Origin of the sequence: Mesorhizobium sp. M7A.F.Ca.CA.001.10.2.1 (genome assembly GCF_003998575.1) — a bacterium.
In the GTDB taxonomy this organism is placed as follows: Bacteria; Pseudomonadota; Alphaproteobacteria; order Rhizobiales; family Rhizobiaceae; genus Mesorhizobium.
Genome location: NZ_RZQY01000485.1, coordinates 1 through 4,601, shown reverse-complemented (window position 1 = coordinate 4,601; position 4,601 = coordinate 1). Strand labels below are relative to the sequence as shown.

Below are 4,601 nucleotides of genomic sequence, written 5' to 3'. Positions count from 1 at the left end.
CGCTACGTTCGTCACCCTCGGGCTTGACCGAGGATAGTGCCTTTAGATGTGGATCGGCTTGAAGAACGTTGCCAGCGCCGCCTCCTTGATCGCCTCCGACATCGTCGGATGCGCGTGGCAGGTGCGGGCGAGATCCTCAGACGAGCCCCCGAATTCCATCAGCACCGCCGCCTCGTGGATCATCTCGCCTGCGCCGAAGCCGACAATATGCACGCCGAGTACGCGGTCGCTCGTCTTGTCGGCGAGGATCTTCACAAAACCGTCGGTGTGCAGCATGGCGCGCGCCCGGCCATTGGCGCTGAACGGGAATTTTCCGGCCTTGTAGTCGATGCCGGCCTTCTTCAACTCTTCCTCGGTCTTGCCGACCGAGGCGATTTCCGGGCTGGTGTAGACGACGCTCGGAATGACGTCATAGTTCACGTGGCCGGCCTGGCCGGCAATGGTTTCGGCCACCGCCACGCCCTCGTCCTCGGCCTTGTGCGCCAGCATCGGCCCGGCGATGACATCGCCGATGGCATAGATGCCCGCGACATTGGTCTTGAGATGGCCATCGGTCTTGACCCGGCCGCGCTCGTCGACCTCGACGCCGGCTTCCCCGAGGCCGAGACTGTCGGCATAGGCGCGGCGGCCGGTGGCGATCAGCACGGCATCGGCCTCGATCGTCTCGGCGGCGCCGCCCTTGACCGGCTCGAAGGTGACGGTCGCACCCTTCTTGGCCTTGGCGACACCGGTGACCTTGGCGCCGAGCTTGAACTCGAAACCCTGCTTTGAAAGCAAGCGCTGGAACTGCTTGGAAACCTCGCCGTCCATGCCGCCCAGGATGGTGTCGAGGAATTCGACCACGGTGACCTTGGCGCCGAGCCGTGCCCACACCGAGCCGAGCTCGAGCCCGATGACACCGCCGCCGACCACCACCAGATGGCCGGGAACCTTATCAAGCGACAAAGCGCCGGTCGACGACACGATCACCTTCTCGTCGATGTCGACCTTGACGCCGGGAATGCCGGCGACATCCGAGCCGGTGGCGATGACGATGTTCCTGGTCTCGATCTCCTCGACCTTGCCGTCCTCAGCCGTCACCGACACCTTGCCTGCCGCGACCACCTTGCCAGTGCCGCGAAAGCTGTCGATCTTGTTCTTCTTGAACAGGAAGGCGACGCCGTTGACGTTCGACGACACCGTCGCATCCTTGTGCGCCATCATCTTCTTCAGGTTCAATTTCGGCGCCGATATCTCGACGCCGAGCGTGTCGAAGGAGTGACCGGCCTCGGCGAACATCTCGGAGGCATGGAGCAGCGCCTTGGAAGGGATGCAGCCGATGTTGAGGCAGGTACCGCCGAAGGTCGCGTTCTTCTCGACCACCGCGACCCTGAGCCCGAGCTGCGCCGCCTTGATGGCGCAGACATAGCCGCCCGGTCCCGATCCGATGATAACGACGTCATAAGCCATGATACTGTCCTTCTGTTTGAGCATGATGCCGTGTGACGCGGTTTTCGGATAACATCCTGCTCGATCTGCTTGAGAGCGCTCAGCGGCCGCCGCTTACATTCAGGATCGCGCCTGTCGTATAGGACGCGGCGTCGGAGAGAAGATAGAGAACCGCGCCGGCGACTTCAGCCACTGTACCGGCTCTTTTCATCGGCAGCAGGTCGCGGAACCGCTCCACCCTGTCCGGCTGCCCGCCGGAAGCGTGGATATCCGTGTCGATGATGCCAGGGCGCACCGCATTGACGCGGATGCCTTCCAGCGCCACCTCGCGGGCGAGCCCGATGGTGAAGGTGTCGATGGCGCCCTTGGAGGCGGCATAATCGACATACTCGCCCGGCGAGCCCAATGTCGCTGCCGCCGACGAGATGTTGACTATGGACCCGCCCGACCCGCCATGGCGGGTCGACATGCGCTTGACCGCCTCACGGGCGCAGAGGAACGAGCCGACGACATTGACGCGCATCATGCGCTCCAGCCGCGAAACGTCCATCTCGTCGACGCGCGCCTTGACGTCGACGATGCCGGCATTGTTGACGAAGGCATCGAGCCGTCCATAGGCGTGGTCGACGGCCTCGAACATGGCCACGATATCGGCCTCGCTGCCGACATCGCCCTTGACCGCAAAAGCCTCGCCGCCGGCAGCCTCGATCTCCGCGACCAGTGCATCGGCGGCGTCCTGATTCGCAGCGTAGTTGACCGCGACCCTGTAGCCGGCCTTCGATCCAAACCGGCAGATCGCCGCGCCGATGCCGCGGCTGCCGCCGGTGACCAGCAGCACCTTTTGCGTCCCGCTCATTCCTGGCATCCCTTCAAGGCAAACACATCCCCCGGCACTTTCGAAAACCCGCTGCCGCCATAGGCACTGGATTGGCGCAACGCTGGCCCGAGATCCGGCAGGATCAGCGTCTTCGGCGCTTCGACACCTTCGGCCGGCAGCAGCCCGATGTTGCCCTTGTCATCCGCCGTGTAGATGACGCCATGCCAGGGCGTGCAGGCGGCAAGCTCCTCGCCGGTGACGTCGCCCTCGGGGCATTTGTACATCAGCGCGCCGTTCGGCCGCGACACGCCCTCGTTCCACATGACGATGCCGTTGAGCACCACACTGTTGTCGAGGATCATGCGGAACGTATTGGTGACCGTCGCCGAGGTGCCGGTCGGCGTGAAATCGATTTCGCTGCCGCTCTGGGCGTCGCCATAGACGGCGAGTTCTATCGGGCAGGCGGCATTTGCGGCAGAGTCGGTGAACAACACGGCCAGCATCCCGGCTGCACATCGGATAGTGGGCGATAGGACGCTTTGCATCAGCGCGACCTACTTGCTCTCGCGGCCATCGGCGTTTTCCAGCACGCCGAAATCGGTCAGCAGCAACAACGGCTCGCCTGCTGCGTCCAGTCCCCAGAATGACGGATAAAATCCATCACCCCAGCCGCTCCAGAACATCGCGATGTTGAGCGGGTTGCCGGCAACCGGATGATGCATGACGAACCTGTCCTGGTTGGGTGCGAATTCGGCGGCCAGCACGTCGTCATAGTAATTCTCGTCGGCCTTGAGCTTGTCCTGTTCGGCCGACATCAGCGCCATCGCCGTCTTGTCCATGAAAGAGCCAAGGCCGGCTTCGACGGGGTAGCCGAACATTTCGTCGTCCTTCAGGGTCGACACGTCCTGGTCTGGCAAGGTCGCCAGTTCCCAGCGGACCGGCGTGCCTGGGCGGAGCCGAAGGAACGCTGCTGCCACACGTCCCTGGGCCTCGAACAGAGAAACCGGATAACTTCCAGGTTTGACCTTGCGGCTCAATGCTGGCCAGTCATCGCCTGTGACCAGAGGATCGCAGGCCATAATCTCGCCCGTCGGCAATTCGAGTTGGCCGATCGGGGTGACGGTTATCTTCCGCTCCGCCAATTGCACGTCACTAAGGGCAAAGATGCCGAGGTTGCTGCTCACCTTTGCCGGATTCCATCCGGCGGCGATTGCCAGCGAAGGAACAGCAGTGGACAAGCCAAGCCAGAAAATACTGCGCCGAAAAGTCCGCTGCGCGCCGCCCGCGGCCCGGCCCAGTTTGAACCCGAACCGTTCCAGCCAGCCGCTCACGGGGCGGTTGGCCTTGCTCACAGATCGAGCACCAGCCGTTCCGGATCCTCCAGGCTTTCCTTGACGCGGACCAGGAAGGTCACCGCTTCCTTGCCGTCGACGATGCGGTGATCGTAGCTGAGCGCCAGGTACATCATCGGCCGGATCACGATCTGGCCGCCGACCACCACAGGCCGGTCCTGGATCTTGTGCATGCCCAGAATGCCCGACTGCGGTGCGTTGAGGATCGGCGTCGACATCAGCGACCCGTAAACGCCGCCGTTGGAAATGGTGAACGTCCCGCCTTGCATGTCGGCGACCGACAGCTTGCCGTCGCGCGCGGCGATGCCCAGCCGGCCGATGTCCTTTTCGATCTCGGCGATCGACATCTGGTCGGCATTGCGCACGACCGGCACAACCAGGCCCTTTTCGGTGCCGACGGCGACGCCGATATGGGCATAGTTCTTGAAGATGATGTCGGTGGCGTCGATCTCGGCATTGACCGAGGGGATCTCCTTCAGCGCGTGTGTCACGGCCTTGGTGAAGAAGCCCATGAAGCCGAGCTTCACGCCGTGCTTCTTTTCAAACACATCCTTGTACTTGGTCCGCAGTGCCATCACCGCTGACATGTCGACCTCGTTGAAGGTGGTCAGCATGGCTGCGGTCGACTGCGCTTCCTTGAGGCGGCGCGCGATGGTCTGGCGCAGCTTGGTCATGCGCACGCGCTCCTCGCGCGAAGCGTCGTCGCCCGAGGACGGCGCGCGCACGGCAACCGGTGCAGGTGCCGCCTTCGGCGTCTCCGCCGGCTGCGACGGCGCACCCTTGGAGATGACGTCGAGCACGTCGCCTTTCAGCACCTGGCCACGCTTTCCCGAACCGGAGATCTGGTCGACCGAGAGATTGCTTTCGGCGATCAGTTTCGCTGCGGCCGGTGCCGGTGGCATGGTGCGCGGCTCGACCGGGCCGGCATCGCCGGCGATCTTGGCGGTCTCGGCCGCGGCTTGCTTGCCGGTCGATGCCGCATCCGGCGACGAGGCCTGCGACAC

Annotated in this window: 5 protein-coding genes; all 5 read right to left on the bottom strand. The window is 63.8% G+C overall.

Going from position 1 to position 4,601, the window contains the following annotated elements; all coding sequences use genetic code 11:
• Positions 1 to 42 precede the first annotated feature (42 nt).
• Positions 43 to 1,473, bottom strand: a complete 1,431-nt coding sequence (gene lpdA / locus EN964_RS25345) for a dihydrolipoyl dehydrogenase (protein WP_329608532.1) — start codon at positions 1,471 to 1,473, stop codon at positions 43 to 45.
• A 55-nt stretch (positions 1,474 to 1,528) separates the two neighbouring features.
• Positions 1,529 to 2,284 (bottom strand): SDR family oxidoreductase, encoded by a 756-nt coding sequence (locus EN964_RS25340; protein ID WP_127267778.1) that lies wholly within the window; start codon positions 2,282 to 2,284, stop codon positions 1,529 to 1,531.
• Positions 2,281 to 2,748, bottom strand: coding sequence for a hypothetical protein (locus tag EN964_RS25335; protein ID WP_236382951.1), 468 nt, complete (start codon positions 2,746 to 2,748; stop codon positions 2,281 to 2,283). The genes EN964_RS25340 and EN964_RS25335 overlap by 4 nt, the downstream gene beginning before the upstream one ends.
• Before the next feature lie 51 nt (positions 2,749 to 2,799).
• Entirely contained in the window at positions 2,800 to 3,498 is a 699-nt protein-coding gene (locus tag EN964_RS25330) for a DUF4241 domain-containing protein (RefSeq protein ID WP_164748784.1), read from the bottom strand.
• A gap of 95 nt (positions 3,499 to 3,593) precedes the next feature.
• Positions 3,594 to 4,601 (bottom strand): 2-oxoglutarate dehydrogenase complex dihydrolipoyllysine-residue succinyltransferase (gene odhB, locus EN964_RS25325; protein WP_127276877.1); only part of this gene is annotated, 1,008 nt, incomplete at its 5' end.

Coding starts and splice junctions, on each gene's coding strand:
- lpdA (WP_329608532.1), bottom strand. CDS start 1,473: ATGCTCAAACAGAAGGACAGTATCATGGCTTATGACGTCGTTATCATC.
- EN964_RS25340 (WP_127267778.1), bottom strand. CDS start 2,284: ATGAGCGGGACGCAAAAGGTGCTGCTGGTCACCGGCGGCAGCCGCGGC.
- EN964_RS25335 (WP_236382951.1), bottom strand. CDS start 2,748: ATGCTGGCCGTGTTGTTCACCGACTCTGCCGCAAATGCCGCCTGCCCG.